24 protein-coding genes, 3 tRNA genes, 3 rRNA genes and 2 other annotated features are annotated in these 25,831 nt (G+C 43.8%); all 30 genes read left to right on the top strand.

All coding sequences use genetic code 11. The features are described from left to right. Nucleotides 1–6: 6 nt before the first annotated feature. The 30 genes from GPA07_RS00530 (at nucleotide 7) to GPA07_RS00385 (ending at nucleotide 25,714) form a co-directional block, all read left to right on the top strand. A tRNA-Arg gene (locus GPA07_RS00530) sits at nucleotides 7–83 on the top strand. A 7-nt stretch (nucleotides 84–90) separates the two neighbouring features. After that, nucleotides 91–167: transfer RNA gene (locus tag GPA07_RS00525), tRNA-Pro, on the top strand. 9 nt (nucleotides 168–176) lie between these two features. Continuing rightward, a tRNA-Ala gene (locus GPA07_RS00520) sits at nucleotides 177–252 on the top strand. A 170-nt stretch (nucleotides 253–422) separates the two neighbouring features. Continuing rightward, nucleotides 423–1,971: ribosomal RNA gene (locus GPA07_RS00515) — 16S ribosomal RNA — on the top strand. A gap of 182 nt (nucleotides 1,972–2,153) precedes the next feature. Next, nucleotides 2,154–5,084, top strand: a 23S ribosomal RNA gene (locus tag GPA07_RS00510). Nucleotides 5,085–5,144: 60 nt separating this feature from the next. After that, nucleotides 5,145–5,260 (top strand): 5S ribosomal RNA (gene rrf / locus GPA07_RS00505). Together the 16S, 23S and 5S rRNA genes with 3 tRNA genes alongside form the textbook arrangement of a ribosomal RNA operon. A 177-nt stretch (nucleotides 5,261–5,437) precedes the next feature. Then, complete coding sequence (locus tag GPA07_RS00500; protein WP_008356472.1) at nucleotides 5,438–5,902, top strand: CtsR family transcriptional regulator; 465 nt, start codon at nucleotides 5,438–5,440, stop codon at nucleotides 5,900–5,902. 14 nt (nucleotides 5,903–5,916) lie between these two features. Continuing rightward, complete coding sequence (locus GPA07_RS00495) at nucleotides 5,917–6,474, top strand: protein-arginine kinase activator protein McsA (RefSeq protein ID WP_034738425.1); 558 nt, start codon at nucleotides 5,917–5,919, stop codon at nucleotides 6,472–6,474. 4 nt (nucleotides 6,475–6,478) lie between these two features. Then, nucleotides 6,479–7,570: a protein-arginine kinase McsB gene (locus tag GPA07_RS00490; protein ID WP_008356475.1), complete on the top strand. Its 1,092-nt coding sequence runs from the start codon at nucleotides 6,479–6,481 to the stop codon at nucleotides 7,568–7,570. Continuing rightward, on the top strand, nucleotides 7,567–10,002 hold the full coding sequence (clpC, locus tag GPA07_RS00485) for an ATP-dependent protease ATP-binding subunit ClpC (protein WP_008356478.1): 2,436 nt from the start codon (nucleotides 7,567–7,569) through the stop codon (nucleotides 10,000–10,002). The genes GPA07_RS00490 and clpC overlap by 4 nt, the downstream gene beginning before the upstream one ends. 93 nt (nucleotides 10,003–10,095) lie before the next feature. Then, nucleotides 10,096–11,475: a DNA repair protein RadA gene (radA, locus tag GPA07_RS00480; protein ID WP_071168236.1), complete on the top strand. Its 1,380-nt coding sequence runs from the start codon at nucleotides 10,096–10,098 to the stop codon at nucleotides 11,473–11,475. Nucleotides 11,476–11,477: 2 nt separating this feature from the next. Further along, on the top strand, nucleotides 11,478–12,557 hold the full coding sequence (disA, locus tag GPA07_RS00475; protein WP_008356482.1) for a DNA integrity scanning diadenylate cyclase DisA: 1,080 nt from the start codon (nucleotides 11,478–11,480) through the stop codon (nucleotides 12,555–12,557). Between the two features lie 154 nt (nucleotides 12,558–12,711). After that, nucleotides 12,712–13,812, top strand: coding sequence for a PIN/TRAM domain-containing protein (locus GPA07_RS00470; protein WP_157291864.1), 1,101 nt, complete (start codon nucleotides 12,712–12,714; stop codon nucleotides 13,810–13,812). A 13-nt stretch (nucleotides 13,813–13,825) separates the two neighbouring features. Beyond that, nucleotides 13,826–14,515 carry a 2-C-methyl-D-erythritol 4-phosphate cytidylyltransferase gene (gene ispD / locus GPA07_RS00465; RefSeq protein ID WP_008356486.1) on the top strand — a complete coding sequence of 230 codons (690 nt, stop codon included), beginning with the start codon at nucleotides 13,826–13,828 and terminating at the stop codon, nucleotides 14,513–14,515. A gap of 3 nt (nucleotides 14,516–14,518) precedes the next feature. Further along, nucleotides 14,519–14,995, top strand: coding sequence for a 2-C-methyl-D-erythritol 2,4-cyclodiphosphate synthase (gene ispF, locus GPA07_RS00460; RefSeq protein ID WP_007496273.1), 477 nt, complete (start codon nucleotides 14,519–14,521; stop codon nucleotides 14,993–14,995). 93 nt (nucleotides 14,996–15,088) lie between these two features. After that, nucleotides 15,089–16,540, top strand: coding sequence for a glutamate--tRNA ligase (gene gltX / locus GPA07_RS00455; protein ID WP_157291863.1), 1,452 nt, complete (start codon nucleotides 15,089–15,091; stop codon nucleotides 16,538–16,540). After that, nucleotides 16,541–16,770, top strand: a binding site (T-box leader). A gap of 83 nt (nucleotides 16,771–16,853) precedes the next feature. After that, a complete protein-coding gene (cysE, locus tag GPA07_RS00450) occupies nucleotides 16,854–17,507 on the top strand; it encodes a serine O-acetyltransferase (RefSeq protein ID WP_034738454.1) in 654 nt (217 codons plus the stop codon). Then, on the top strand, nucleotides 17,504–18,904 hold the full coding sequence (gene cysS / locus GPA07_RS00445; RefSeq protein WP_071168234.1) for a cysteine--tRNA ligase: 1,401 nt from the start codon (nucleotides 17,504–17,506) through the stop codon (nucleotides 18,902–18,904). Before cysE ends, cysS begins: the two co-directional genes overlap by 4 nt. A gap of 3 nt (nucleotides 18,905–18,907) precedes the next feature. Then, complete coding sequence (locus GPA07_RS00440; protein WP_008345428.1) at nucleotides 18,908–19,339, top strand: Mini-ribonuclease 3; 432 nt, start codon at nucleotides 18,908–18,910, stop codon at nucleotides 19,337–19,339. Continuing rightward, entirely contained in the window at nucleotides 19,323–20,072 is a 750-nt protein-coding gene (gene rlmB, locus GPA07_RS00435) for a 23S rRNA (guanosine(2251)-2'-O)-methyltransferase RlmB (RefSeq protein WP_071168233.1), read from the top strand. Before GPA07_RS00440 ends, rlmB begins: the two co-directional genes overlap by 17 nt. 2 nt (nucleotides 20,073–20,074) lie before the next feature. Next, nucleotides 20,075–20,587 (top strand): ribosome-dependent mRNA decay endonuclease Rae1/YacP, encoded by a 513-nt coding sequence (gene rae1 / locus GPA07_RS00430; protein WP_008356499.1) that lies wholly within the window; start codon nucleotides 20,075–20,077, stop codon nucleotides 20,585–20,587. A 63-nt stretch (nucleotides 20,588–20,650) separates the two neighbouring features. Then, complete coding sequence (gene sigH, locus GPA07_RS00425; RefSeq protein ID WP_008345424.1) at nucleotides 20,651–21,307, top strand: RNA polymerase sporulation sigma factor SigH; 657 nt, start codon at nucleotides 20,651–20,653, stop codon at nucleotides 21,305–21,307. A 76-nt stretch (nucleotides 21,308–21,383) separates the two neighbouring features. Further along, the gene (rpmG, locus tag GPA07_RS00420; RefSeq protein WP_008356502.1) at nucleotides 21,384–21,533 is read left to right on the top strand and encodes a 50S ribosomal protein L33; all 150 of its coding nucleotides are present in this window, start codon (nucleotides 21,384–21,386) and stop codon (nucleotides 21,531–21,533) included. A 34-nt stretch (nucleotides 21,534–21,567) separates the two neighbouring features. After that, complete coding sequence (gene secE, locus GPA07_RS00415; RefSeq protein ID WP_008345422.1) at nucleotides 21,568–21,744, top strand: preprotein translocase subunit SecE; 177 nt, start codon at nucleotides 21,568–21,570, stop codon at nucleotides 21,742–21,744. Nucleotides 21,745–21,915: 171 nt separating this feature from the next. Further along, nucleotides 21,916–22,449 carry a transcription termination/antitermination protein NusG gene (gene nusG, locus GPA07_RS00410; RefSeq protein WP_034323246.1) on the top strand — a complete coding sequence of 178 codons (534 nt, stop codon included), beginning with the start codon at nucleotides 21,916–21,918 and terminating at the stop codon, nucleotides 22,447–22,449. A 171-nt stretch (nucleotides 22,450–22,620) separates the two neighbouring features. Continuing rightward, nucleotides 22,621–23,046, top strand: a complete 426-nt coding sequence (gene rplK, locus GPA07_RS00405; RefSeq protein WP_003216956.1) for a 50S ribosomal protein L11 — start codon at nucleotides 22,621–22,623, stop codon at nucleotides 23,044–23,046. A gap of 99 nt (nucleotides 23,047–23,145) precedes the next feature. Then, complete coding sequence (gene rplA, locus GPA07_RS00400; protein ID WP_008356505.1) at nucleotides 23,146–23,844, top strand: 50S ribosomal protein L1; 699 nt, start codon at nucleotides 23,146–23,148, stop codon at nucleotides 23,842–23,844. 49 nt (nucleotides 23,845–23,893) lie between these two features. Further along, nucleotides 23,894–24,034, top strand: a sequence feature (ribosomal protein L10 leader region). A 69-nt stretch (nucleotides 24,035–24,103) separates the two neighbouring features. Beyond that, nucleotides 24,104–24,604 (top strand): 50S ribosomal protein L10, encoded by a 501-nt coding sequence (rplJ, locus tag GPA07_RS00395; protein ID WP_008356507.1) that lies wholly within the window; start codon nucleotides 24,104–24,106, stop codon nucleotides 24,602–24,604. Nucleotides 24,605–24,646: 42 nt separating this feature from the next. After that, nucleotides 24,647–25,012 carry a 50S ribosomal protein L7/L12 gene (rplL, locus tag GPA07_RS00390; RefSeq protein WP_008345418.1) on the top strand — a complete coding sequence of 122 codons (366 nt, stop codon included), beginning with the start codon at nucleotides 24,647–24,649 and terminating at the stop codon, nucleotides 25,010–25,012. Between the two features lie 96 nt (nucleotides 25,013–25,108). Beyond that, the gene (locus tag GPA07_RS00385; RefSeq protein WP_157291862.1) at nucleotides 25,109–25,714 is read left to right on the top strand and encodes a class I SAM-dependent methyltransferase; all 606 of its coding nucleotides are present in this window, start codon (nucleotides 25,109–25,111) and stop codon (nucleotides 25,712–25,714) included. The last annotated feature ends 117 nt before the right edge of the window (nucleotides 25,715–25,831 follow it).

Genomic DNA, 25,831 nt, shown 5'->3' with positions numbered 1-25,831 from the left:
AAATAAGCGCCCGTAGCTCAATTGGATAGAGCGTTTGACTACGGATCAAAAGGTTAGGGGTTCGACTCCTCTCGGGCGCGCCATTAAGATCGGGAAGTAGCTCAGCTTGGTAGAGCACTTGGTTTGGGACCAAGGGGTCGCAGGTTCGAATCCTGTCTTCCCGACCATCTTTTTATGGGGCCTTAGCTCAGCTGGGAGAGCGCCTGCCTTGCACGCAGGAGGTCAGCGGTTCGATCCCGCTAGGCTCCACCAATATGATCTTTGAAAACTAAACAAGACAAAACGTACCTGTTAATTCGAGTTTTAATAAAAAAATCCTATGAAACATCATAGGTAGTCAGTCAAACTGACGAGGCAGGAAATGATCACATGCTAAGTTCGCTACATCGTGTAGCAACGCATGTGTGATATGCATCCTGCATACCTCGGAGAGTTTGATCCTGGCTCAGGACGAACGCTGGCGGCGTGCCTAATACATGCAAGTCGAGCGGACAGAAGGGAGCTTGCTCCCGGATGTTAGCGGCGGACGGGTGAGTAACACGTGGGTAACCTGCCTGTAAGACTGGGATAACTCCGGGAAACCGGAGCTAATACCGGATAGTTCCTTGAACCGCATGGTTCAAGGATGAAAGACGGTTTCGGCTGTCACTTACAGATGGACCCGCGGCGCATTAGCTAGTTGGTGAGGTAACGGCTCACCAAGGCGACGATGCGTAGCCGACCTGAGAGGGTGATCGGCCACACTGGGACTGAGACACGGCCCAGACTCCTACGGGAGGCAGCAGTAGGGAATCTTCCGCAATGGACGAAAGTCTGACGGAGCAACGCCGCGTGAGTGATGAAGGTTTTCGGATCGTAAAGCTCTGTTGTTAGGGAAGAACAAGTGCAAGAGTAACTGCTTGCACCATGACGGTACCTAACCAGAAAGCCACGGCTAACTACGTGCCAGCAGCCGCGGTAATACGTAGGTGGCAAGCGTTGTCCGGAATTATTGGGCGTAAAGGGCTCGCAGGCGGTTTCTTAAGTCTGATGTGAAAGCCCCCGGCTCAACCGGGGAGGGTCATTGGAAACTGGGAAACTTGAGTGCAGAAGAGGAGAGTGGAATTCCACGTGTAGCGGTGAAATGCGTAGAGATGTGGAGGAACACCAGTGGCGAAGGCGACTCTCTGGTCTGTAACTGACGCTGAGGAGCGAAAGCGTGGGGAGCGAACAGGATTAGATACCCTGGTAGTCCACGCCGTAAACGATGAGTGCTAAGTGTTAGGGGGTTTCCGCCCCTTAGTGCTGCAGCTAACGCATTAAGCACTCCGCCTGGGGAGTACGGTCGCAAGACTGAAACTCAAAGGAATTGACGGGGGCCCGCACAAGCGGTGGAGCATGTGGTTTAATTCGAAGCAACGCGAAGAACCTTACCAGGTCTTGACATCCTCTGACAACCCTAGAGATAGGGCTTTCCCTTCGGGGACAGAGTGACAGGTGGTGCATGGTTGTCGTCAGCTCGTGTCGTGAGATGTTGGGTTAAGTCCCGCAACGAGCGCAACCCTTGATCTTAGTTGCCAGCATTCAGTTGGGCACTCTAAGGTGACTGCCGGTGACAAACCGGAGGAAGGTGGGGATGACGTCAAATCATCATGCCCCTTATGACCTGGGCTACACACGTGCTACAATGGACAGAACAAAGGGCTGCGAGACCGCAAGGTTTAGCCAATCCCACAAATCTGTTCTCAGTTCGGATCGCAGTCTGCAACTCGACTGCGTGAAGCTGGAATCGCTAGTAATCGCGGATCAGCATGCCGCGGTGAATACGTTCCCGGGCCTTGTACACACCGCCCGTCACACCACGAGAGTTTGCAACACCCGAAGTCGGTGAGGTAACCTTTATGGAGCCAGCCGCCGAAGGTGGGGCAGATGATTGGGGTGAAGTCGTAACAAGGTAGCCGTATCGGAAGGTGCGGCTGGATCACCTCCTTTCTAAGGATATATGGAGCAGTGTGCGTTTTGGTCTTGTTTAGTTTTGAAGGATCATTCCTTCAAAACATGTCTCTAGCGAGACAGGATTGTTCTTTGAAAACTAGATAACAATAAGTAATACATTCACATTGAATGCAATGCAAAGTTCATCACACATAGTGATTCTTTCTAAAGTAAGAAATGGTTAAGTTAGAAAGGGCGCACGGTGGATGCCTTGGCACTAGGAGCCGATGAAGGACGGGACGAACACCGATATGCTTCGGGGAGCTGTAAGCAAGCTTTGATCCGGAGATTTCCGAATGGGGAAACCCACTGCTCGTAATGGAGTAGTATCCATACTTGAATACATAGAGTATGAGAAGGCATACCCGGGGAACTGAAACATCTAAGTACCCGGAGGAAGAGAAAGCAAATGCGATTCCCTGAGTAGCGGCGAGCGAAACGGGAACAGCCCAAACCAAGAGGCTTGCCTCTTGGGGTTGTAGGACACTCTATACGGAGTTACAAAGGAATGATATAAGCGAAGAGGTCTGGAAAGGCCCGCCAGAGAAGGTAACAGCCCTGTAACTGAAATGTCATTCTCTCCAGAGTGGATCCTGAGTACGGCGGAACACGTGAAATTCCGTCGGAATCCGGGAGGACCATCTCCCAAGGCTAAATACTCCCTAGTGACCGATAGTGAACCAGTACCGTGAGGGAAAGGTGAAAAGCACCCCGGAAGGGGAGTGAAATAGATCCTGAAACCGTGTGCCTACAAGTAGTCAGAGCCCGTTAACGGGTGATGGCGTGCCTTTTGTAGAATGAACCGGCGAGTTACGATCCCGTGCAAGGTTAAGCAGAAGATGCGGAGCCGCAGCGAAAGCGAGTCTGAATAGGGCGCATGAGTACGTGGTCGTAGACCCGAAACCAGGTGATCTACCCATGTCCAGGGTGAAGTTCAGGTAACACTGAATGGAGGCCCGAACCCACGCACGTTGAAAAGTGCGGGGATGAGGTGTGGGTAGGGGTGAAATGCCAATCGAACCTGGAGATAGCTGGTTCTCTCCGAAATAGCTTTAGGGCTAGCCTCAAGGTAAGAGTCTCGGAGGTAGAGCACTGATTGGACTAGGGGCCCCTACCGGGTTACCGAATTCAGTCAAACTCCGAATGCCGATGACTTATCCTTGGGAGTCAGACTGCGAGTGATAAGATCCGTAGTCGAAAGGGAAACAGCCCAGACCGCCAGCTAAGGTCCCAAAGTATACGTTAAGTGGAAAAGGATGTGGAGTTGCTTAGACAACCAGGATGTTGGCTTAGAAGCAGCCACCATTTAAAGAGTGCGTAATAGCTCACTGGTCGAGTGACTCTGCGCCGAAAATGTACCGGGGCTAAACGTATCACCGAAGCTGCGGACTGTTCTTACGAACAGTGGTAGGAGAGCGTTCTAAGGGCTGTGAAGCCAGACCGGAAGGACTGGTGGAGCGCTTAGAAGTGAGAATGCCGGTATGAGTAGCGAAAGACGGGTGAGAATCCCGTCCACCGAATGCCTAAGGTTTCCTGAGGAAGGCTCGTCCGCTCAGGGTTAGTCGGGACCTAAGCCGAGGCCGAAAGGCGTAGGCGATGGACAACAGGTTGATATTCCTGTACCACCTCCTCACCATTTGAGCAATGGGGGGACGCAGGAGGATAGGGTAAGCGCGGTAATGGATATCCGCGTCCAAGCAGTTAGGCTGGGAAATAGGCAAATCCGTTTCCCGTGAAGGCTGAGCTGTGATGGCGAGCGAAATTTAGTAGCGAAGTTCCTGATTCCACACTGCCAAGAAAAGCCTCTAGCGAGGTGAGAGGTGCCCGTACCGCAAACCGACACAGGTAGGCGAGGAGAGAATCCTAAGGTGATCGAGAGAACTCTCGTTAAGGAACTCGGCAAAATGACCCCGTAACTTCGGGAGAAGGGGTGCTTCTTAGGGTGTTAAAGCCCCGAGAAGCCGCAGTGAATAGGCCCAGGCGACTGTTTAGCAAAAACACAGGTCTCTGCGAAGCCGTAAGGCGAAGTATAGGGGCTGACGCCTGCCCGGTGCTGGAAGGTTAAGAGGAGCGCTTAGCGTAAGCGAAGGTGCGAATTGAAGCCCCAGTAAACGGCGGCCGTAACTATAACGGTCCTAAGGTAGCGAAATTCCTTGTCGGGTAAGTTCCGACCCGCACGAAAGGCGCAACGATCTGGGCACTGTCTCAACGAGAGACTCGGTGAAATTATAGTACCTGTGAAGATGCAGGTTACCCGCGACAGGACGGAAAGACCCCGTGGAGCTTTACTGCAGCCTGATATTGAATGTTGGTACAGCTTGTACAGGATAGGTAGGAGCCTTGGAAACCGGAGCGCTAGCTTCGGTGGAGGCATCGGTGGGATACTACCCTGGCTGTATTGACCTTCTAACCCGCTGCCCTTATCGGGCAGGGAGACAGTGTCAGGTGGGCAGTTTGACTGGGGCGGTCGCCTCCTAAAATGTAACGGAGGCGCCCAAAGGTTCCCTCAGAATGGTTGGAAATCATTCGCAGAGTGTAAAGGCACAAGGGAGCTTGACTGCGAGACCTACAAGTCGAGCAGGGACGAAAGTCGGGCTTAGTGATCCGGTGGTTCCGCATGGAAGGGCCATCGCTCAACGGATAAAAGCTACCCCGGGGATAACAGGCTTATCTCCCCCAAGAGTCCACATCGACGGGGAGGTTTGGCACCTCGATGTCGGCTCATCGCATCCTGGGGCTGTAGTCGGTCCCAAGGGTTGGGCTGTTCGCCCATTAAAGCGGTACGCGAGCTGGGTTCAGAACGTCGTGAGACAGTTCGGTCCCTATCCGTCGCGGGCGCAGGAAATTTGAGAGGAGCTGTCCTTAGTACGAGAGGACCGGGATGGACGCACCGCTGGTGTACCAGTTGTTCTGCCAAGGGCATCGCTGGGTAGCTATGTGCGGACGGGATAAGTGCTGAAAGCATCTAAGCATGAAGCCCCCCTCAAGATGAGATTTCCCATTCCGCAAGGAAGTAAGATCCCTGAAAGATGATCAGGTTGATAGGTCTGAGGTGGAAGCGTGGTGACACGTGGAGCTGACAGATACTAATAGATCGAGGACTTAACCTATATTTAATGTGAAGCATGAACATTGTTATCTAGTTTTGAGAGAACATTCTCTCCATCAGGTTTGGTGGCGATAGCGAAGAGGTCACACCCGTTCCCATACCGAACACGGAAGTTAAGCTCTTCAGCGCCGATGGTAGTTGGGGGTTTCCCCCTGTGAGAGTAGGACGCCGCCAAGCTTTTCTAAGGATCAGTTCCGTCTGGAACTGGTCTTTTTTGTGTTTTTGGAAGGTTTGGCACCAGATAAATGTGGAAATAATATTGTTAGTTGAGCGATTATCTTGAAAAATCGACCGAAAAAATTTATAGTAAGATTAAAGTCAAATATAGTCAAAGTCAATGGAGGAGGAGGCGGAGTGGCACAAAATATTTCTGATATCATCGAACAGTATTTGAAGGAAGTCTTGGATCAGAATGGTCGAGAAATATTAGAAATTAAACGCAATGAGATTGCAGATAAGTTTCAATGCGTACCTTCACAAATTAACTATGTTATCAATACACGCTTTACGAGCGAAAGAGGTTATATCGTCGAAAGTAAGCGTGGCGGCGGTGGCTATATCCGAATCATTAAAGTCAAAATGAATGATGAAATCGATTTATTGAACAACATCATTTCCCAAATACGTCATCGTTTATCACAAGCTGCATCTGATCATATCATCATGCGTCTTGTTGAAAACAACATTTTATCCGAAAGAGAAGCAAAGATGATGATTAGTGTCATGGACCGTTCTGTTCTACACATTGATTTACCTGAACGAGATGAACTGCGGGCTAGGATGATGAAAGCGATGTTAAATGCTTTAAAATTAAAGTAAAGCGGGTGAAAAGATTGATTTGTCAAGAATGCAATGAGAGACCAGCCACTTTTCACTTTACGAAAGTTATAAATGGAGAAAAACAAGAAATGCACATATGTGAACAATGTGCAAAAGAAAACAGTGATTCATATGCTATGAGTGGAAACCAAGGTTTCTCGATTCACAACTTATTATCGGGCTTATTGAATATTGATCCTAGCTTTACCACAAGTGCTAATAAAGGATCATCTATTTTTCAAGAAGCGAGAGAAGTGGATCAATGTCCTAAGTGTGGCTTAACCTTTCAGCAGTTCAGAAAAACAGGCCGTTTTGGCTGTTCAGAATGTTATGGAACATTTGATCAGTATTTAAATCCTGTTCTGCGAAAAGTCCATAGTGGAAATACAGTCCATAATGGAAAAATCCCTAAACGGATTGCCGGCAGTCTGCATGTTCGCCGGAAACTTGAGTTAATGCAGCAAGAGCTGAAGCAGCTGATTGAACAGGAAGAGTTCGAAAAAGCAGCGGAAGTTCGAGATCAAATTCGTGCATTAGAGCATGAGCAATCTCAGCAGAGGGAGGGAGAATAACGACATGTCGCTCCAACATTTTATTCAAGACGCATTAAGTCAGTGGATGAAACAAAAAGGACCAGAAAGTGACATTGTTCTAAGCAGTCGTATTCGGCTGGCACGCAATCTAGAGCATGTTCGTTTCCCAACTCAGTTTTCTCAGGAGGAGGCTGAAGCTGTTCTCCAGCAATTCGAGCAAAAGTTTGCGAGCCAGAAAGTAAAGGACATTGGACATTTTGTTCTGATTCGAATGAATGAAACGCAGCCTTTGGCCAAGAGGGTACTTGTTGAAAAGCATTTGATTAGCCCCCATTTAGCTGAATCAAGATTTGGCGGCTGTTTGCTTTCAGAAAATGAAGAAATCAGTGTGATGCTGAATGAAGAAGACCATATTCGTATTCAATGCTTGTTCCCAGGATTCCAGCTGGCTAATGCACTAAAAGTGGCTAATCAGATAGACGACTGGATTGAAGAGCAAGTCGATTATGCGTTTTCTGAAAAGCGAGGATACTTAACGAGCTGTCCGACCAATGTAGGTACAGGTATTAGGGCTTCAGTCATGATGCACCTGCCGGCATTGGCTCTGACAAGACAAATGAATCGTATTATTCCTGCAATTAATCAATTAGGTCTTGTGGTCAGAGGAATTTATGGTGAGGGTAGCGAAGCAATAGGGAACATCTTTCAAATTTCAAATCAGATGACACTTGGTCAATCAGAAGAAGATATTGTCGATGATTTGAATAGTGTGACGGCACAGCTTATTGAGCAAGAGCGATCTGCACGAAAAGCATTATATCAAACGTCTAAAATTGAACTTGAGGACAGAGTGTACCGTTCCTTGGGGATTTTGGCCAATTGCCGCATGATTGAATCCAAGGAAACGGCGAAGTGTTTGTCAGATGTGCGGCTTGGAATAGATTTAGGTATCATTAAGGGGCTTTCAAGTAATATACTGAATGAACTCATGATTTTGACACAGCCTGGCTTCCTGCAGCAATATTCAGGGGGAGCCTTGGAACCAAATGAAAGAGATATAAAACGAGCAGCCATTATTAGAGAAAGGCTGCGTCTAGAAATGCATAGGAATGGACAGGAGGATGAAACGATATGATGTTTGGAAGATTCACTGAAAGAGCTCAAAAGGTATTAGCACTTGCACAAGAAGAAGCCATTCGCCTTGGCCATAAGAATATTGGAACAGAGCACATTTTACTTGGTCTTGTACGTGAAGGTGAGGGCATCGCCGCAAAAGCATTAGAAGCACTGGGCCTTGTTTCAGATAAAATCCAAAAAGAAGTCGAGAGCTTGATTGGAAGAGGGCAAGAGGTGTCTCAAGCGATTCCTCATTATACGCCTAGAGCGAAGAAGGTCACTGAGCTTTCTATGGATGAAGCAAGAAAGCTTGGTCATTCCTATGTAGGGACAGAACATATTCTTTTAGGTCTTATTCGCGAGGGAGAGGGTGTAGCTGCCCGTGTCTTAAATAACCTCGGAGTGAGCTTAAATAAAGCACGCCAGCAAGTATTGCAGCTTCTTGGCAGCAATGAAACGGGTGCATCTGCGGCAGGATCTAATAGCAATGCAAATACACCAACTTTAGATAGTCTTGCAAGAGACTTAACGGCTATTGCGAAAGAGGACAGCTTGGACCCTGTCATTGGACGAAGCAAAGAAATTCAACGTGTTATTGAGGTCTTAAGTAGAAGAACAAAGAATAACCCTGTGCTGATTGGGGAGCCTGGTGTTGGTAAAACAGCCATTGCAGAAGGTCTGGCGCAGCAAATTATTCACAACGAAGTGCCTGAAATCCTTCGTGATAAACGAGTGATGACACTTGATATGGGAACCGTAGTTGCGGGAACGAAATATCGCGGGGAATTCGAGGATCGTTTGAAAAAAGTCATGGACGAAATTCGTCAGGCTGGAAATATCATTCTCTTCATTGATGAGCTTCATACACTGATCGGTGCAGGTGGAGCAGAGGGTGCGATTGACGCGTCTAATATTCTGAAACCATCCTTGGCACGTGGTGAGCTTCAATGTATCGGGGCTACAACGTTAGATGAGTACCGTAAATACATTGAGAAGGATGCTGCGCTTGAACGCCGATTCCAGCCAATTCAAGTCGATCAACCGTCTGTTGAAGAAAGTATTCAAATCTTAAGAGGGCTTAGAGACCGTTATGAAGCACATCACCGTGTGTCGATTACAGATGAAGCCATTGAAGCGGCGGTAAAGCTTTCTGACCGTTATATCTCTGATCGTTTCCTTCCAGATAAGGCGATTGATTTAATTGATGAGGCAGGTTCGAAAGTCCGTTTGCGTTCTTTCACAACACCGCCGAACCTAAAGGAACTTGAGCAAAAGCTGGATGAAGTTCGTAAGGAAAAGGATGCGGCTGTTCAAAGTCAGGAATTTGAAAAAGCAGCTTCTCTTCGTGATACAGAGCAGCGCTTGCGTGAAAAAGTAGAAGTGACAAAGAAATCGTGGAAAGAAAAGCAGGGACAAGAGAATTCAGAGGTATCTGTAGATGATATTGCGATGGTTGTCTCTAGCTGGACGGGAGTGCCTGTTTCAAAAATTGCCCAAACGGAAACAGATAAGCTTCTAAATATGGAACAATTGCTCCACTCCCGCGTCATTGGACAGGATGAAGCGGTTGTCGCTGTAGCAAAAGCAGTGAGACGTGCCCGTGCTGGTCTAAAAGATCCGAAGCGTCCGATTGGCTCCTTTATTTTCTTAGGTCCAACAGGTGTTGGTAAGACTGAGCTTGCAAGAGCACTCGCCGAGTCTATTTTCGGTGATGAAGAAGCGATGATCCGTATTGATATGTCTGAATACATGGAAAAACACTCTACTTCAAGACTTGTTGGATCACCTCCAGGCTATGTTGGCTATGATGAGGGCGGCCAGCTGACTGAAAAAGTGAGAAGAAAGCCGTATTCTGTCGTGCTGTTAGATGAGATTGAAAAGGCGCATCCTGATGTGTTTAATATCTTACTGCAAGTGTTAGAAGATGGCCGTCTCACTGATTCTAAAGGACGTACTGTTGACTTTAGAAATACAATTTTGATCATGACTTCAAACGTTGGAGCTAGTGAATTGAAGCGCAATAAATATGTTGGCTTTAACGTGCAGGATGAAGGTCAAAATTACAAAGATATGAAAGGCAAAGTGATGGGCGAGTTGAAACGTGCGTTTAGACCAGAGTTCATCAACCGTATTGATGAAATCATTGTCTTCCACTCACTTGAAAAGAAACATCTAAAAGAGATTGTGTCTCTCATGTCTGATCAATTAACAAAACGATTAAAAGAGCAAGACCTTTCAATCGAATTGACGGAAGCAGCAAAAGCGAAGATTGCTGAGGAAGGCGTAGACCTTGAGTATGGTGCTCGTCCGTTAAGAAGAGCGATTCAAAAGCACGTTGAGGATCGACTTTCTGAGGAATTGCTGAAGGGCAATATTGAAAAGGGTCAACATATTGTATTAGATGTAGAAGATGGGGAAATTGTCGTAAAAGCTACGGCTGCTACGAACTAATATAGTAAGAAAAAAGCGTGAGGCATACCAGTAAATTGTATGCCTCCCTTTACTTATTTTCTGACCAGTATAAGGAGTTGTATTCTTCAATCTATGGCTAAGACAAAATCAAAATTTATATGCCAATCGTGCGGTTATGAGTCAGCCAAATGGATGGGGAAATGTCCAGGCTGCGGCACGTGGAACAGTATGACAGAAGAGGTCGTTCGTAAAGAGCCGGCAAACCGTCGAAGTGCTTTTAATCATTCTGTTCAAACCATTCAAAAACCTTCACCTATATCTGCCATTGAAACATCCGAAGAACCCCGAATTAAAACGAATTTAGAAGAATTTAACCGAGTATTAGGAAGTGGAATTGTCAAAGGCTCTCTCGTTCTTATTGGCGGTGATCCTGGGATTGGAAAGTCCACACTATTATTACAAGTTTCAGCACAGCTCTCAGACAAGAATCAGAATGTGTTATACATATCTGGTGAGGAATCGATTAAACAAACGAAGCTTAGAGCGGACCGCCTTGGCATTGAAAGTGCCTCTTTACATGTTTTGGCTGAAACCGATATGGAGTATATAACGTCTGCTATACAAGAGATGAAACCCGCTTTTGTGGTGGTGGATTCAATTCAAACCGTTTATCAAAGCGATATTACGTCAGCACCTGGATCTGTTTCTCAGGTGAGGGAATGCACAGCACAGCTGATGAAAATTGCTAAGACGAATGGTATTCCGATTTTTATCGTTGGTCACGTGACCAAAGAAGGCTCGATTGCAGGCCCGCGCCTGTTAGAGCATATGGTGGATACGGTTCTTTATTTTGAAGGGGAGCGGCACCATACGTTTCGCATTTTACGAGCGGTAAAAAACCGTTTTGGTTCAACGAATGAATTAGGGATTTTTGAAATGAGAGAGGAAGGGCTCTCAGAAGTTTTAAACCCATCAGAAATCTTCTTAGAAGAGCGGTCAGCAGGTGTATCTGGATCGTGTGTTGTTGCCTCAATGGAAGGAACAAGACCCGTTCTTGTGGAAATACAAGCATTAATTTCGCCGACAAGCTTTGGAAACCCGCGGAGAATGGCCACAGGCCTTGATCATAATCGTGTGTCATTGCTCATGGCTGTGTTAGAAAAACGTGTAGGGCTGCTTCTGCAAAATCAAGATGCATATTTAAAGGTCGCAGGTGGTGTAAAGCTTGACGAACCAGCGATTGATTTGGCCATTGCCGTCAGTATTGCATCAAGCTTTAAAGACGCAGCGCCGCACCAAGCGGATTGCTTTATAGGAGAAGTTGGTCTGACGGGAGAAGTCAGAAGAGTTTCAAGAATTGAACAGCGTGTGCAGGAAGCTGCTAAACTAGGATTTAAGCGAATGTTTATTCCTCAGGCGAATATAGATGGATGGAAAAAGCCGAGAGGGATTGAGTTAGTCGGTGTAGAAAATGTAGCGGAGGCACTTCGTATTTCACTAGGGGGAGCATAGAAATGGAAAAAGAGAAAAAAGGAGCGAAAGAAGTCGATCTCTTAGATATCGTACAGTTTGTGGCACCAGGGACACCTTTGCGAGCAGGGATTGAAAACGTCCTGAGAGCCAATACTGGCGGACTGATTGTTGTTGGTTATAACGACAAAGTAAAAAGTGTGGTAGATGGCGGATTTCATATTAATTCCGCATTCTCCCCAGCACATTTATATGAATTGGCGAAGATGGATGGGGCCATTATTTTAAGCGATTCTGGTCAAAAAATCTTGTATGCGAATACACAGCTAATGCCAGATGCAACCATTCATTCATCAGAAACCGGCATGAGGCACCGAACAGCTGAGCGTGTAGCCAAGCAGACAGGCTGCTTAATCATTGCCATTTCTGAACGGAGAAACGTCATTACCTTATACCAAGGGAATCGTCGTTATACGCTGAAAGATATTGGTTTTATTTTAACAAAGGCCAATCAAGCCATACAAACGCTTGAAAAATATAAAACCATTTTAGATCACGCCATTTCTGCGTTAAGTGCCCTTGAATTTGAAGAGCTTGTGACCTTTGGTGATGTATTATCTGTATTGCATCGCTATGAAATGGTGCTTAGAATCAAAAATGAAATCAATATGTATATCAAAGAGCTCGGAACAGAAGGACACTTGATTCGTCTGCAGGTCAATGAGCTGATTACAGATATGGAGCAGGAAGCGGCCTTATTTATTAAAGATTACGTGAAAGAAAAAATCAAAGATCCATATGTTTTGCTTAAACAGCTCCAAGATATGTCTAGCTTTGAACTTTTAGATGATGCCATTTTGTACAAGTTACTCGGCTATCCAGCATCTACAAATATTGACGATTATGTGTACACAAGAGGGTACAGATTACTTCACAAAATCCCTAGACTGCCTATGCCAATCGTTGAAAACGTGGTTGAAGCGTTTGGTGTGTTAGATCGAATTATGGAAGCAGATGTGCAAGAATTGGATGAAGTAGAAGGAATTGGAGAAGTAAGAGCGAAAAAGATAAAAAAAGGATTAAAAAGACTGCAAGAAAAACATTATATCGACCGACAGCTATAAAACGAGAAATTTTTCTCAATCACGGTTAAAAATGGATGAATATGGGTATATTAATGATGCTTTTTGTTTTCTGTTTATCATAATAGGAAACTTAAACATATATCAATGTCAGGTGAAGGTGGATTGACAGATGGAAAATAAAGGAGGTGAAGGTATGTTAAAAAGAATCGTTCAGGCGTTTTTTATCATTTTCGGTGCAGTTGTGGGGATTTTTATTATTCCAGAGTTATTTCTGCTGTTAAATGTAAAGGACATACCTTTCGTAACAAATGCTTACTCTTCAGCACTAATAGGAGCCGCTGTGTTTTTTATCATCGGTAAATGGTGCACAGGCTATGTTGTTAATTGGGTGAAATGGATCGAGGATTCTCTATTGAAGGCGCCTCTTCCTGATCTTATATCTGGAAGTTTCGGTTTAGTATTTGGACTTATTCTAGCATATCTTATTGTAAACGTGATCCCGCTAAACAATATCCCATATCATATTTTTGGTACCATTATTCCGATTTTCCTGGCTTTCTTTTTAGGATACCTTGGATTTCAGGTAGGGTTTAAGAAGAAGGATGAAATGATGGGGCTGTTCTCTCGATCTGCAAAGGTCAGCAAGAAAAAAGGAGCGGCTGATGACGAACCTGAAATAGAAGATAAAAAGCTGAAAATTTTAGACACAAGTGTTATTATTGATGGAAGAATCGCAGATATTTGCCAAACTGGATTCTTAGAAGGAGTCATGGTCATTCCTCAATTTGTGCTAGAGGAATTGCAGCATATTGCAGACTCATCTGATGTATTAAAGAGAAATAGAGGCCGAAGAGGGCTTGATATTTTAAATCGTATTCAAAAAGAATTGGATATCAAAGTTGAAATTTACGAGGGTGACTTCGAAGACATTCAAGAGGTTGACAGCAAGCTTGTGAAGCTCGCTAAGTTAACTTCAGGTGTTGTTGTGACAAATGATTTTAATTTAAATAAAGTATGCGAACTTCAAAAAGTAGCAGTGTTAAACATCAATGATCTAGCCAATGCGGTCAAACCGGTTGTGTTGCCTGGGGAAGAAATGAAGGTACAGGTCATTAAAGATGGAAAAGAGCATAACCAAGGTGTTGCTTACTTAGATGACGGTACGATGATTGTGGTTGAAGAAGGGCGCAATTACATTGGGAAAGACATTGATGTGCTGGTCACAAGTGTGCTGCAAACTGCTGCTGGAAGAATGATTTTTGCGAAGCCAAAACTTCTGGAGAAGGCGCTCTAAAGGGAGAACGAACATGTATTATGAAGTAGTTATTCCGGCTGCGGGGCAGGGGAAGCGAATGAAGGCCGGCCGCAATAAGCTTTTTATTGAGTTGAAAAGAATGCCGGTCATCATCCACACACTGAAGGTGTTTGACGCTCACGCGCAATGCAAACGCATGATCTTAGCGATCAATGAAGAGGAGCGTCGTGACTTTGAAAGGCTACTAAAGGTACACGCTTTTCAAACGCCTGTTTCACTTGTCACTGGCGGTGAAGAACGGCAGCAAAGTGTATATGAAGGATTGAAGGCTGTGCAAGATGCGGACATCGTGCTTGTTCATGATGGTGCAAGGCCTTTTATTAAGCATACACAGATTGATTTGCTCGTTAAAGCAGCGATTGAAAAAGGATCCGCAGTCGTAGCGGTACCAGTGAAAGACACAATCAAACGCGTTCAAGAAGGCAGAGTGGAACAAACCATTGAACGTCAGAGCTTGTGGGCAGTCCAGACCCCACAAGCTTTTCGTCATTCTATTTTAAAAGAGGCGCATGAATATGCGGAGCGGACAGGCTTTCTTGGAACAGATGACGCCAGCCTTGTTGAACAATTACACGGTGAGGATGTGTATATTGTCCAAGGAGACTATACCAATATTAAACTGACAACACCGGATGATTTATTGGTTGCCAAGGCAATTATGGATGCGGAAAGAGGGTACTAGATCATGTTTAGAATAGGACAAGGCTTTGATGTACATCAATTAACAGAGGGAAGGCCTCTTATTATCGGCGGTGTGACCATTCCTTATGAAAAGGGACTGCTTGGGCATTCAGACGCTGATGTACTGCTTCATACTGTGGCAGATGCCTGCCTTGGTGCGATTGCTGAAGGAGATATCGGTAGACATTTCCCAGACACGGATCCAGAGTTTAAGGATGCAGATTCTTTTAAGTTACTTCAGCATGTATGGGCACTTGTGAAAGAAAAAGGCTATACACTTGTGAATATCGATTGTACCATTATGGCGCAAAAGCCAAAGATGGCACCATACATTCAGCCAATGTGTGAGAAAATCGCGGAAGCCCTTGAGGCGGATGTCACACAGGTGAATGTCAAAGCAACAACGACAGAGAAACTTGGATTTACAGGAAGAGGCGAAGGAATTGCCTCTCAGGCAACAGTGCTTCTTCAGAAAAAGTAAAATCCATTTTGATGAGAATGGGTTTTGATGATAAAATACGTTTATAAAAAATGGTGTCAGGCAACATGATGCAGATGAAAGGAAGTTAAACTCATGGGAAATGAAGTGCGTGTTCGTTATGCACCGAGTCCAACTGGTCATTTACATATTGGGAATGCTAGAACGGCTCTTTTCAACTATTTGTTCGCACGTAGCCAAGGCGGCAAATTTATTATTCGAATTGAAGATACAGATCAAAAGCGTAATATAGAAGGCGGAGAAGAAAGCCAGCTTCGTCATTTGCAGTGGCTCGGTATTGATTGGGATGAAAGCATTGATAAAGATGGCGGCTACGGTCCTTATAGACAATCAGAGCGTAATGACATTTACAAAAAATATTATGATGAGCTGCTAGAGAAGGATTTGGCGTATAAGTGCTATTGTACGGCTGAAGAACTAGAAGAAGAGCGTGAAGCACAAATCGCCCGCAGTGAAATGCCTCGATATTCTGGTAAATGCAGTCATTTATCAAAAGAAGAAGAGGACAAGCTCATTGCTGAAGGAAGAGAGCCAAGCATTCGCTTCCGTGTTCCAAAAGGAGAAATGATCAAATTTAACGACATGGTCAAAGGTGATATTTCGTTTGAAACTGACGGCATTGGTGACTTTGTCATTGTGAAGAAAGATGGTACACCGACTTATAACTTCGCTGTAGCAGTGGATGATCATTTGATGAAAATGACTCACATTCTTCGCGGAGAGGATCATATTTCGAATACACCTAAACAAATCATGGTCTTCAATGCATTTGGCTGGGATGTTCCGCTGTTCGGACATATGACGCTGATTGTAAACGAGAACCGCAAGAAATTAAGTAAGCGTGATGAATCCATTATTCAATTCATCGAGCAATATAAGAACTTGGGCTATTTACCAGAAGCTCTGTTTAACTTCATTGCATTACTTGGATGGTCTCCAGTCGGCGAAGAAGAATTATTTACAAAAGAGCAATTCATCGATATTTTTGATGTCAATCGACTTTCTAAGTCACCAGCTCTATTCGATATGCATAAACTAAAATGGGTGAATAACCAATATGTGAAAGCACTTGATCTCGATCAAGTTGTGGCATTAACACTTCCACATCTTCAAAAGGCAGGCAAAGTAAGCGAGCAGCTGACAGAAGAAGAAAACACATGGGTACGCAAACTCATTTCTCTATATCATGAGCAATTGAGCTACGGAGCAGAAATTGTTGAGTTAACAGAGTTGTTCTTTAAGGAGCAAATTGAGTATAATCAAGAGGCAAAGGAAGTTCTTGCAGAGGAGCAGGTGCCAGAAGTGATGGCCTCGTTTGCAGGTCAGCTTGAACGTCTTGAGTCTTTCACATCTGATGAAATCAAAGCGGCCATTAAAGCGGTACAAAAAGAAACCGGGCATAAAGGCAAGAAACTATTCATGCCAATTCGTGTGGCTGTCACAGGACAAACGCATGGCCCAGAGCTTCCACAAAGTATTGAACTGCTAGGTAAAGAAACGGTATTAAACCGTATTAAACAAATATAAGGAAAATCGTTGCGAGGGAGAAGTACAATGTTTTCGTCCATCACAGAAAGAGTCTTCATCGGCTGAAAGAGACTTATGGGCAGACGTTGGAAATGCACCCTCAAGACCCTTGAGGAACACGCAGGTTAGTATGCAAGGGCGGTACCCTCCGTTATGGGATTGAGTTGAGAAAGCTTGTGATAAGAGGCTTTCTAAACAGAGTGGAACCGCGTTTTCAAAACGTCTCTGTCATATGGCAGAGGCGTTTTTTTATTTGTCCAAAAAAAGAGAGCAAGTCCTAAGAGAGATTGATGGGGAAGAACGGGGGGAGCATGTGTTTTTCAAAATGCTGAAAGAAGATATTGATACTGTGTTTGATCAAGATCCTGCTGCTAGAAGCTATATTGAAGTAGTGCTAACCTATTCAGGGCTTCATGCGATTTGGGCTCATCGTATCGCGCACGCATTTTATAAGCGTAAGCTCTATTTTATTGCGCGGGTCATTTCTCAGGTCAGCCGGTTTTTCACAGGGGTTGAAATTCATCCAGCAGCGACAATCGGCAGACGGTTCTTCATTGATCACGGCATGGGCGTCGTGATTGGAGAAACATGTGAAATTGGCGATAACGTCACCGTTTTCCAAGGCGTGACCTTAGGGGGAACAGGGAAAGAAAAGGGAAAGCGTCATCCGACCATTTTAGACGATGCCCTGATTGCGACTGGTGCTAAGGTGCTTGGTTCCATTACCGTTGGAAAAGGGTCCAAGATTGGTGCGGGGTCTGTTGTGTTAAAAGACGTCCCAGACCATTCCACCGTTGTAGGTATACCTGGGCGAGTGGTCGTTCAAAATGGAAAGAAAATCAATCGTGATCTCAATCATCAAGATTTGCCAGATCCAGTTTCTGATCGTTTCAAAGAATTGGAGCGAGAAATGGAAAAGCTAAAACGTGAGCTGGCTTCATTGAGCAGAAAGGAAGAACAATCATGACAATCAATATTTATAATACATTGACACGTAAGAAGGAAGCGTTTGTCCCGCTTGAACCAGGAAAGGTCAAAATGTATGTGTGCGGACCAACCGTCTACAACTACATTCATATCGGGAATGCCAGACCGGCCATTGTATATGACACAGTACGTAAGTATTTAGAATACAGCGGCTATGATGTGCACTTTGTATCAAACTTTACGGATGTGGATGATAAACTCATCAAAGCAGCCAATGAATTAGGGGAAGATGTTCCAACGATTGCTGATCGATTTATTCAAGCATACTTTGAGGACGTCAGTGCACTCGGCTGCAAAAAGGCAGACCTTCACCCGCGAGTGACGGAAAATATGGATGATATCATTGCGTTTATCGCTACGTTGATCGAAAAAGGATACGCCTATGAAGCGGATGGTGACGTATATTACAGCACACGTTCTTTTGAAGGCTACGGAAAGCTTTCTCACCAATCAATTGATGAACTGAAGACGGGTGCTCGCATTCGTGTAGGTGAAAAGAAAAAAGACGCACTGGACTTTGCTTTATGGAAGGCTGCAAAGGATCAGGAAATCTCGTGGGATAGCCCATGGGGCAAAGGACGTCCAGGCTGGCACATTGAGTGCTCGGCCATGGTCAAAAAATATTTGGGCGATACGATCGACATTCATGCGGGCGGACAGGATTTAACGTTCCCTCACCACGAGAATGAGATTGCGCAATCCGAGGCTTTGACAGGGAAACCTTTTGCGAAGTATTGGATGCATAACGGGTATATTAATATTGAGAATGAAAAAATGTCAAAATCGCTTGGTAACTTTGTGCTGGTGCATGACATTATTAAAGAACAGGATCCAGATGTGCTTCGCTTCTTTATGTTATCTGTTCACTATCGTCATCCCATTAATTACTCAATTGATTTATTAGAAAGTACAAAGAGTGCGTTTAACAGACTGAAAACATCCTATGCTAATCTGCATCACCGCCTTGAGAGCAGTACCAATTTAACAGAGGATAACGCCGAATGGCTGACAAAGATTGAAGAACAGCGTGCGACATTTATTTCTGAAATGAATGATGACTTCAATACGGCAAATGCCATCTCTGTTTTATTTGAACTAGCGAAGCAGGCGAATTACTACATGGAACATGATCATACTTCTGAAGAAGTGATCAAAGCATTTATTGGCTTGTTCCAAGAAATCACATCCGTCCTTGGATTTTCATTAGAAGAAAAGCACACGCTTGACGAAGAGGTAGAAGCGTTAATCGAGAAGCGGAATGAAGCTAGAAGAAATCGTGACTTCGCATTGTCTGATCAAATTCGTGACCAGTTAAAGAGCATGAATATTGTATTGGAGGATACTCCTCAAGGTACGCGCTGGAAAAGAGGAGAGTAGGTCATGTTGAATTTTGAAAAGCTGAAAGACGGAAAACAGTTGAACGGACTGGCGCTTGCTTATATGGGTGATGCCATTTTTGAAGTATATGTGAGGCATCACCTCCTCCAAACGGGGGCGACCAAACCAAATGAACTTCATAAACGAGCAAGTAAGATCGTTTCAGCTAAATCTCAGGCCGCCATTTTATTTGAGCTGCAGCAGAAGGGCTTTTTCACAGAAGCGGAAGAAGCGGTGCTGAAAAGAGGAAGAAATGCAAAATCAGGCACAGTGCCTAAAAACACAGACGTTCAAACGTATCGTTATAGTACAGCGTTTGAAGCGCTCATGGGTTATTTGTTTATTGAAAAGCAGGACGAACGCTTAGAAGAGCTGATTAGTCAGGCGATTGAAATCGGAACGTCAGGGAGGAAGACAAATGAGTCAGCAACATGATTATGTGATTGGGAAAAATGCAGTGATTGAAACACTGAAGTCAGATCGAGAGTTGTACAAGCTCTGGATGGCAGAAAACACTGTAAAAGGACAAGCCCAGCAGGTCATTGAACTCGCTAAAAAGCAAAATATCACCATTCAGTATGTTCCGAGGAAAAAGCTTGATCAGATGGTATCAGGACAGCACCAGGGAATCGTTGCACAAGTAGCAGCATATGAATATGCGGAATTGGACGATCTGTATCAAATTGCCGAACAGCGTAACGAACAGCCATTTTTCATTATTTTAGATGAAATTGAAGATCCGCATAATTTAGGGTCGATTATGCGTACGGCAGATGCTGTTGGTGCACATGGGATTGTCATTCCAAAACGACGAGCGGTTGGCTTGACGACAACTGTTGCGAAGGCATCCACTGGGGCCATTGAACATATCCCTGTCGCGAAAGTAACCAATCTTTCAAGAGCTCTTGATGAGATGAAAGAAAGAGGAATCTGGGTCGCAGGAACAGATGCGTCTGCTAAGCAGGACTACAGACAATTTGATGGCACCATGCCTCTCGCCCTTGTGATTGGCAGTGAAGGAAAAGGAATTGGCCGATTGATCAAGGAAAAATGTGATTTTCTGATTAAATTGCCAATGGCCGGGAAGGTCACTTCATTAAACGCATCCGTTGCAGCTAGTTTATTGATGTATGAAGTTTATCGAAAACGTTATCCGTTAGGAGAATAGAGATGGACATCCTCTTAGTCGATGGGTACAACATGATAGGTGCATGGCCTCGTTTGCAGCACTTAAAGGAAAACAGCTTTGAAGAAGCCAGAGACGTGCTGATTCAACATTTAGCAGAATATCAAGCATATACAGGGTATCGAGTCATTGTTGTATTCGATGCCCATATGGTCAAAGGAATCGAAAAAAAGCGGACAAACCACCGAGTAGAGGTCATCTTTACGAGAGAGAATGAAACGGCTGATGAGCGGATTGAAAAGCTGGCTCAAGATTTGAATAATATTCGGACGCAAATTCATGTGGCGACCTCTGATTATACAGAACAATGGGCCATTTTTGGACAGGGTGCACTTCGTAAGTCGGCTCGAGAGCTTTTAAGAGAGATAGAAGTGATTGAACGAAAAATTGAAACGCGTGTCAAAAAGATTATGTCGGATAAACCTTCATCCAAAATTGAATTGTCAGAAGATGTATTGAAAACGTTTGAAAAATGGCGGCGGGGGAATTTGGAATAGCTTGACGATATTTCAACCATTATTGTATAATATTGCTATCTAGGTGCGGTCGGGGGGATCGAAGTGAATCTAAACAACAGCAAGGGTAAGTCCATCAGAGAGCAATTTTGCCAGTTGGAAGATGAACAAGTCATTGAAAGGGTTCATGTCGGAGATAGTGATGCGCTAGATTATTTAATAACGAAATACCGCAACTTTGTACGTGCGAAAGCAAGATCTTATTTCTTGATTGGAGCGGATCGAGAGGACATTGTCCAAGAGGGAATGATCGGACTTTATAAGTCTATCCGCGATTTCAGAGAGGACAAGCTTACTTCATTTAAGGCTTTTGCAGAATTATGTATTACCCGCCAAATTATCACCGCAATTAAAACAGCTACTCGCCAAAAACATATCCCGTTAAATTCCTATGTATCATTAGACAAGCCGATATACGATGAAGAATCGGACAGAACATTATTGGACGTCATTTCCGGCGCTAAAGCGCTTAACCCAGAAGATTTAATCATTAGCAAAGAAGAATTTGATGATATTGAAATGAAAATGGGTGAATTACTAAGCGAGCTGGAAAGAAAGGTACTTGTGCTTTATCTTGATGGCAGATCTTATCAGGAGATTTCTGAAGATTTAAACCGTCATGTGAAATCAATTGATAACGCACTTCAAAGAGTAAAGAGAAAATTAGAGAAATATTTAGAACTGCGCGAGATCAGTCTCTAATCAAACCTATATTGACAGCTTTTTCGACACTGTGATAAGGTACTAAGGAAATGATGTCGAGAAAATAGGTGTAAATATGAGGAAAAAGATTACTCTAGCCTGTAAAGACTGCGGAAGCCGCAATTATACGACAATGAAAAGTGTTGCTTCAGCAGCTGAAAGATTAGAAGTGAAGAAATATTGCAAGACTTGTAATTCACATAAAACACATTTAGAAACGAAGTAGGATTTGCGTTCTTTAATCTGTGGAGGTCTTTTACATGCGTATTATCAGTTTCTTAAAAAGTGTCGGGAAAGAAATGAAAAAGGTCAGCTGGCCAAAGAAAAACGAAATGGTCCGCTACACGATCACTGTTATTCTAACAGTCGTATTTTTTGCCATCTTTTTCTCTTTTCTTGATATAGGAATCTCACAATTAATCGAATTAATTCATTAATACTTGAATAATGGTCTGCTGAACGTGCTATAATAGATCATAATATGACTTGCCAAAAAACCCGTTTTACGGGTTTTTTCAATTGCTTGAAAATATTTACCGGTACTCGAGATTCGTCAAATAGACATTACGAAATGTGGGGAGGGAAGGACTGAATAGTCCTGAACGAAAATGGAAAAGAATTGGTATGTTGTGCATACGTACTCTGGCTATGAAAACAAAGTAAAAGCAAATCTGGAAAAGCGTGTTGAATCAATGGGCATGCAGGATAAAATCTTCCGCGTCGTCGTACCAGAAGAAGAAGAAACGGATTTTAAAAACGGTAAGAAAAAAGTCGTCAAAAAGAAAGTATTCCCTGGATATGTGCTAGTAGAAATCGTCATGACTGACGACTCTTGGTATGTCGTTCGTAATACACCAGGTGTGACAGGATTCGTTGGATCAGCTGGCTCAGGTTCTAAGCCGACAGCGCTGCTGCCAGGCGAAGCGGAAACCATTCTGAAGAGAATGGGACTTGAAGAGCGCAAGACAGAAATCGACTTTGAACTAAAAGAAACAGTCAAAGTCATCGATGGACCATTTGCTAACTTCACAGGCTCTATCGAAGAGATTGATTACGATAAAAGCAAAGTCAAAGTATTCGTTAATATGTTTGGTAGAGAAACACCTGTTGAACTTGAGTTCACACAGATCGATAAATTGTAATTCAAAAGAGCTTGAAATGAGTGTATAGAAGTGGTAATATAGCAAAGGTACGTCTTGAGTTCACTCAAGATCGCTAGCTAGTTATTTCGTCATTCATATAAAGAATGAAGTTGTTGAGTGGGAGGGGGATTCCCCTATTACCACATCACGGACTTTAAGGAGGTGTGTCTCGTGGCTAAAAAAGTAGTAAAAGTTGTTAAATTGCAAATTCCTGCTGGAAAAGCTAACCCAGCTCCACCAGTTGGACCTGCACTAGGTCAAGCCGGTGTTAATATCATGGGATTCTGTAAGGAGTTTAACGCTCGTACAGCTGACCAAGCTGGTCTTATCATTCCTGTTGAAATTTCGGTTTTTGAAGACCGTTCATTTACATTTATTACTAAAACTCCACCTGCTGCAGTATTACTTAAAAAAGCAGCTGGTATTGAGTCTGGTTCTGGTGAACCTAACCGTAATAAAGTGGCAACTGTTAAGCGTGATAAAGTACGCGAAATCGCGGAAACAAAAATGCCTGACTTAAACGCTGCTAGCGTTGAATCAGCTATGCGCATGGTTGAAGGTACTGCACGCAGTATGGGTATTGTCATCGAAGATTAATTTTTTGTCTTGTTGGGTTGCGAGTTTGGTTTTGACAAGTTCGCAACCCTTATTCGTGGGAGGTTATTCCGCTAAAACCACATAAGGAGGATTTTTATAATGGCTAAAAAAGGTAAAAAGTATGTAGAAGCTGCTAAGCTAATCGATCGTACAAAAGCGTATGATGTAGCTGAAGCCGTTTCTCTTACAAAAAAAGCAAATACAGCGAAATTTGATGCGACTGTAGAAGTTGCTTTTCGTTTGGGCGTAGACCCTCGTAAAAACGATCAACAAATCCGCGGTGCAGTTGTACTTCCTAACGGAACTGGTAAAACTCAACGTGTTCTTGTGTTCGCTAAAGGCGAAAAAGCAAAAGAAGCAGAAGCTGCTGGAGCAGACTACGTTGGAGATTCTGATTACATCACTAAAATCCAACAAGGTTGGTTCGATTTCGATGTCATCGTTGCGACACCTGACATGATGGGTGAAGTTGGTAAGATCGGTCGTGTACTTGGACCAAAAGGTCTTATGCCAAACCCTAAAACAGGAACTGTAACATTCGAAGTAGAAAAAGCAATCAATGAAATCAAAGCTGGTAAAGTTGAATACCGCGTTGATAAAGCTGGTAACATCCACGCGCCAATCGGAAAGGTTTCTTTCGAGGACGAAAAGCTTGTTGAGAACTTTGCAACAATCTATGACACAATCCTTAAAGCAAAACCTGCAGCGGCTAAAGGTGTATACGTGAAAAACGTTTCTGTTACATCTACTATGGGCCCTGGCGTGAAAGTGGACCCATCTTCTTTCTCTGCTAAATAATTCTTGACTTATCACAACCATTTTGATAATATCAAAATGTTGTAAAATAAAATAATGTCCATTTATACCGTAGACAGCAGGGGCCTTATGGCTTAAATAACCCGCCGAGGTGTATATGTCACAGTCTTACGTTAACGTATGCTTGTATATACAGCCTCCATGTCTTAATGGAGGCTTTTTATATGGAGAACCGTTCGTTAGGAACGTGATGGCCTGATCGGTATAAGTGTTACACAAAGAATGTACAGGAGGTGTAACCATGAGCAATGCAATCGATACTAAAAAAGTTGTCGTTGATGAAATTACTTCTAAATTTAAAGACAGTGTGTCTACTGTAATCGTAGATTACCGTGGTCTTTCAGTTTCTGAAGTGACTGAACTTCGTAAACAGCTTCGTGAAGCTGGCGTAGAATTCAAAGTTTACAAAAACACTATGACTCGCCGCGCAGTTGAACAAGTTGAACTAACGGGTTTAAACGATTTCTTAACAGGTCCAAACGCTATCGCATTCAGTAACGAAGATGTTATCGCACCTGCGAAAATCATCAACGATTTTGCGAAAAGCCACGAAGCTTTAGAAATCAAAGCTGGTGTTATCGAAGGAAACGTAGCGACTGTAGAAGAAGTGAAGGCTCTTGCGGAACTTCCGTCTCGCGAAGGCTTACTTTCTATGTTGCTTAGCGTTCTTCAAGCTCCAGTTCGTAACCTTGCTCTTGCTACTAAAGCAGTTGCAGAACAAAAAGAAGAACAAGGCGCTTAATGCGTACTTGACGTAAAAAAACTTAAAATGGAGGAATTACAAATGGCTTTAAATATCGAAGAAATCATTGCTTCAGTTAAAGAAGCAACTGTACTTGAGTTAAACGACTTAGTAAAAGCAATCGAAGAAGAATTTGGCGTAACTGCTGCTGCTCCTGTAGCTGTAGCTGCTGGTGGCGGTGCTGCTGCTGAAGAAAAAACTGATTTTGATCTAGTACTTGCTGGTGCTGGAGACCAAAAAATCAAAGTAATCAAAGTGGTACGTGAAATCACTGGTCTTGGCTTGAAAGAAGCTAAAGAACTTGTTGACAACACTCCAAAACCACTTAAAGAAGGTATTGCTAAAGAAGAAGCTGAAGAACTTAAAGCTAAGCTTGAAGAAGTTGGCGCTTCTGTAGAAGTTAAGTAATCTTCGCCTAATCTTTTGGGAAAGCTCGCTTTTACTGGCGGGCTTTTTCTTTTCTAATCTCCTGAAACGATTGAATCCAGAGGAGGTCCATTCACCATGAGTGACCACTATTATACGGAAAAGCCATCAGTGAAAAGCGATAAACAGACATGGGACTTCACCTTGAGAAACCGTACCTTTACTTTTACAAGTGACAGTGGAGTGTTTTCTAAGAAAGAAGTCGACTATGGTTCAAGGCTTTTAATTGAAGCTTTTGAAGAACCTGACTTGGATGGCGACGTCTTAGATGTCGGTTGCGGTTATGGACCGATCGGCCTATCGTTAGCAAACGAAATGACAGGCCGCACCATTCATATGATTGATGTGAACGAAAGAGCAGTCGAACTTTCAAAGGAAAACGCTAAACATAATCGCATTGATAATGTCCGCATCTATCAAAGTGATTTGTTCTCGAATGTTCATTCATCAGCTGCTTTTGCCTCTATACTGACCAATCCCCCAATACGGGCAGGGAAGAAAGTTGTACATGCGATCTTTGAAAAAAGTGCTGATCATTTATTGCCGGAAGGTGAGTTGTGGGTGGTTATTCAAAAAAAGCAAGGTGGACCATCTGCGATTGAGAAATTAGAGCAGCTTTTTGGAGAAGTCACGGTCGTTATGAAAAAAAAGGGCTACTATATTATCAAAGCTAAAAAAGTTTGACGCAGTTTCCTAGCTGTGTTAACATTATAAAATGCCAATGTGTATATTTTGCTTGATAGGCTTAAAAAACAACTATTTTGTATAAATTATGCATACTTGGGAAAACTAATAAAATCG

The sequence above is a fragment of the Bacillus sp. ms-22 genome (genome assembly GCF_009759805.1).
Taxonomy (GTDB): domain Bacteria; phylum Bacillota; class Bacilli; order Bacillales; family Bacillaceae; genus Bacillus; species Bacillus xiamenensis.
This window is presented reverse-complemented; position numbering and strand designations above follow the sequence as displayed.

Bases quoted from the DNA above. Each gene is read 5' to 3' on its own strand.
- GPA07_RS00490 (WP_008356475.1), top strand. From the start codon at position 6,479: ATGTCGCTCCAACATTTTATTCAAGACGCATTAAGTCAGTGGATGAAA.
- clpC (WP_008356478.1), top strand. From the start codon at position 7,567: ATGATGTTTGGAAGATTCACTGAAAGAGCTCAAAAGGTATTAGCACTT.
- radA (WP_071168236.1), top strand. From the start codon at position 10,096: ATGGCTAAGACAAAATCAAAATTTATATGCCAATCGTGCGGTTATGAG.
- disA (WP_008356482.1), top strand. From the start codon at position 11,478: ATGGAAAAAGAGAAAAAAGGAGCGAAAGAAGTCGATCTCTTAGATATC.
- GPA07_RS00470 (WP_157291864.1), top strand. From the start codon at position 12,712: ATGTTAAAAAGAATCGTTCAGGCGTTTTTTATCATTTTCGGTGCAGTT.
- ispD (WP_008356486.1), top strand. From the start codon at position 13,826: ATGTATTATGAAGTAGTTATTCCGGCTGCGGGGCAGGGGAAGCGAATG.
- ispF (WP_007496273.1), top strand. From the start codon at position 14,519: ATGTTTAGAATAGGACAAGGCTTTGATGTACATCAATTAACAGAGGGA.
- gltX (WP_157291863.1), top strand. From the start codon at position 15,089: ATGGGAAATGAAGTGCGTGTTCGTTATGCACCGAGTCCAACTGGTCAT.
- cysS (WP_071168234.1), top strand. From the start codon at position 17,504: ATGACAATCAATATTTATAATACATTGACACGTAAGAAGGAAGCGTTT.
- GPA07_RS00440 (WP_008345428.1), top strand. From the start codon at position 18,908: ATGTTGAATTTTGAAAAGCTGAAAGACGGAAAACAGTTGAACGGACTG.
- rlmB (WP_071168233.1), top strand. From the start codon at position 19,323: ATGAGTCAGCAACATGATTATGTGATTGGGAAAAATGCAGTGATTGAA.
- rae1 (WP_008356499.1), top strand. From the start codon at position 20,075: ATGGACATCCTCTTAGTCGATGGGTACAACATGATAGGTGCATGGCCT.
- rpmG (WP_008356502.1), top strand. From the start codon at position 21,384: ATGAGGAAAAAGATTACTCTAGCCTGTAAAGACTGCGGAAGCCGCAAT.
- secE (WP_008345422.1), top strand. From the start codon at position 21,568: ATGCGTATTATCAGTTTCTTAAAAAGTGTCGGGAAAGAAATGAAAAAG.
- nusG (WP_034323246.1), top strand. From the start codon at position 21,916: ATGGAAAAGAATTGGTATGTTGTGCATACGTACTCTGGCTATGAAAAC.
- rplA (WP_008356505.1), top strand. From the start codon at position 23,146: ATGGCTAAAAAAGGTAAAAAGTATGTAGAAGCTGCTAAGCTAATCGAT.
- rplJ (WP_008356507.1), top strand. From the start codon at position 24,104: ATGAGCAATGCAATCGATACTAAAAAAGTTGTCGTTGATGAAATTACT.
- rplL (WP_008345418.1), top strand. From the start codon at position 24,647: ATGGCTTTAAATATCGAAGAAATCATTGCTTCAGTTAAAGAAGCAACT.
- GPA07_RS00385 (WP_157291862.1), top strand. From the start codon at position 25,109: ATGAGTGACCACTATTATACGGAAAAGCCATCAGTGAAAAGCGATAAA.